Source organism: Suttonella ornithocola (assembly GCF_001889065.1).
Classification (GTDB): domain Bacteria; phylum Pseudomonadota; class Gammaproteobacteria; order Cardiobacteriales; family Cardiobacteriaceae; genus Suttonella_A; species Suttonella_A ornithocola.
Window position 1 is genome coordinate 1 of sequence record NZ_LWHB01000331.1, and the last position, 425, is coordinate 425.

Sequence of the window (425 nt, forward strand, 5' to 3'; positions counted from 1 at the left end):
TAGCTGAATTTGAMTATAGTAGAATTATCAAAAACAAACTGAGCATATCCTATGACCTACTGCTGCCAATTCCGACAGAAAATTCTTAACGATATTGCTAATGGAGAAACTTGGCGCGCTGTTGCAAAGCACTACAAGATCAGCAAATTCACCGTCTATAGCTGGATTAAAAATCCCCATCCTAAAGGTTTTACTGAGCGTAAGCCCTCAAAGATTGATGATGAAGCCTTGCTTAAGGATATTGAGCAGTATCCTGATGATTACCAATGGGAAAGCGCTAGACGTTTTAATTGCTCGCAATCAGCGATTTGTTATGCTCTAAAGCGACTAAAGATAACGCATAAAAAAAGATTAACCAACATCCAAAAGCCGACACAGAGAAAAGAGAGCACTTTCAAGAACAAATAGTGGATAAGACCGCTCAA

At 38.9% G+C, this 425-nt stretch carries 1 protein-coding gene; it reads left to right on the forward strand.

The features are described from left to right. Positions 1–51 precede the first annotated feature (51 nt). Positions 52–408 (forward strand): IS630 transposase-related protein, encoded by a 357-nt coding sequence (locus tag A5N85_RS14175; RefSeq protein WP_072577675.1) that lies wholly within the window; start codon positions 52–54, stop codon positions 406–408. The last annotated feature ends 17 nt before the right edge of the window (positions 409–425 follow it).